Source organism: Streptomyces lonarensis (assembly GCF_012033735.1).
GTDB lineage: Bacteria > Actinomycetota > Actinomycetes > Streptomycetales > Streptomycetaceae > Streptomyces > Streptomyces lonarensis.
In genome coordinates this window covers 1-1,922 of the sequence record NZ_JAAVJD010000431.1, presented here as the reverse complement: position 1 = coordinate 1,922, position 1,922 = coordinate 1, and the positions used below count along the sequence as shown (strand labels likewise).

Here is a 1,922-nt window from a genome sequence, read left to right as displayed (position 1 = left end):
CGTGGGCCCGGGGCGGCGGGGCCGCGCGGTCGCCGGGCTCAGGCGGCCCCGCCGGTGCGGGCCCCCAGCTCTGCGGCGGTGGCCAGCAGTTCCTCGGCGTGGGCGCGGGCGAGGTCGGAGTCCTCCTGCCCGGCCAGCATCCGGGACAGTTCCCGCACCCGCTCCTCGCCGCGGACGTCCTGCACCCCGCTGCGGGTCACCGATCCGTCGTGGGTCTTCTCCACCACCAGATGGCGGTCGGCGAACGCGGCGACCTGCGGGAGGTGGGTGACGACGACGACCTGGGCGTTGCGCGCGAGGCGGGCGAGGCGGCGGCCGACCTCGACCGCCGCTTTGCCGCCGACCCCGGCGTCGACCTCGTCGAAGAGGTAGGTGGGGACCGGCGCCGCGCTCGCGAAGACGACCTCGATCGCGAGCATCACCCGGGAGAGCTCGCCGCCGGAGGCGCCCTTGGCGACGGGGCGGGGCTGGGAGCCGGGGTGGGGGGCGAGCAGCAGCTCGGCCTCGTCGGTGCCGTGCGGACCGTAGGCGACGTGGGCGCCGTCGAGGTCGAGCCCTTCGGCGTCGGCGGGCACCTCGGAGCGCCGCAGCGCGATGCTGACCCGGGCGTGGGGCATGGCGAGCCCGCCGAGTTCGGCGGTGACGGCCTCACCGAAGCGCCCCGCGGCCTCGGCGCGGGCGTCGGTCAGGGCGCGGGCGAGTCCGGTGAGGTGGGCGCGCAGCTCCTCGCGCCGGGCGGTCAGTTCCTCGATGCGCTCGTCGTCGCCGTCGAGTTCCGCCAGCCGCGTGTGGGCCTCCTCGGCCCAGGCGAGCACGGCGTCGATGTCCTCGCCGTACTTGCGCGTCAGGCCGGTGAGCAGGGCGCGGCGTTCCTCGACGGCGGCCAGTCGCAGCGGGTCGGCGTCGAGGTCGTCGGCGTAGCCGGCGAGGTCCCCGGCCACGTCGGAGAGCAGGATGCCCACTTCGGTGAGCCGGTCGGCGAGCGCCGCGAGCGCGGGGTCGTGGGAGCGGGCCGCCTCCATCGCGCGGTGGGCGCCGGCCACCAGGGTGGCGGCGTCGATGCCCTCGGGGTCGGCGGGGTCGCCGGCGAGGGCGCCGTGCGCGGTGGTGGCGGCGGTGGCGAGGGCGTCCGCGTGGCCGAGGCGTCCGGCCTCGGCGGCGAGCTCGGCGTCCTCGCCGGGGAGGGGCTCGACCGCGCCGATCTCCTCCAGGCCGAAGCGCAGCAGGTCGGCCTCCTGGGCGCGTTCGCGTGCCCGCCTGGTCAGTTCGTCGAGGGTGCCGGTGACCTCGCGCAGGGCGCGGTAGGTGGTGCCCCACTCCGTCAGGGCCCGGGCGACCGGCTCGCCGGCGTAGCGGTCCAGCGCCTCGCGCTGCCGCGCGGGGCGGAGCATGCCCTGCTGGTCGTTCTGGCCGTGGACGGCGACCAGTCCGTCGCCGAGTTCGGAGAGGAGCCCCGCGGGGGCGGAGCGTCCGCCGACGTGGGCGCGGGAGCGTCCCTCGGCGGAGACGGTGCGGCTGATGAGCAGGACGTCGTCCTCCAGCTCCGCGCCCGCCTCGGCAGCACGGAGCGCGGCGGGCGCGTCGGGAGGCAACCGGAGGCGGCCCTCCACCAGGGCGCCGGCCGCGCCGGCGCGTACCAGTGCGGCGTCGGCCCGGCCACCGAGCAGCAGCCCGAGGCTGGTGACGACCATGGTCTTGCCAGCACCGGTCTCGCCGGTGACGGCGGTGAAGCCGGTGGACAGTTCGACGACTGCGTCGTCGATCACGCCCAGGTCCTTGATCCGCATCTCCTCCAACACGGATACGACCATACGAGGTCCGTGCGGGCCGTGGTGACGCGAGCCCCGTCCCCGGCGCCCGGTCGCGGCGGGCGCGGCCACCGGCGGCGGGAGCGCGGCGCCGGCGGCGGGGCGCTGCCGGCC

Annotated in this window: 1 protein-coding gene; it reads right to left on the bottom strand. The window is 77.5% G+C overall.

From position 1 onward, the window contains the following. Positions 1-38: 38 nt before the first annotated feature. Positions 39-1,811, bottom strand: coding sequence for a DNA repair protein RecN (gene recN / locus HCN56_RS25305; protein ID WP_167974945.1), 1,773 nt, complete (start codon positions 1,809-1,811; stop codon positions 39-41). Positions 1,812-1,922 lie beyond the last annotated feature (111 nt).

What these genes read in the sequence shown, in the direction of transcription:
- recN (WP_167974945.1), bottom strand. Translation starts at nt 1,811, where the DNA reads ATGGTCGTATCCGTGTTGGAGGAGATGCGGATCAAGGACCTGGGCGTG.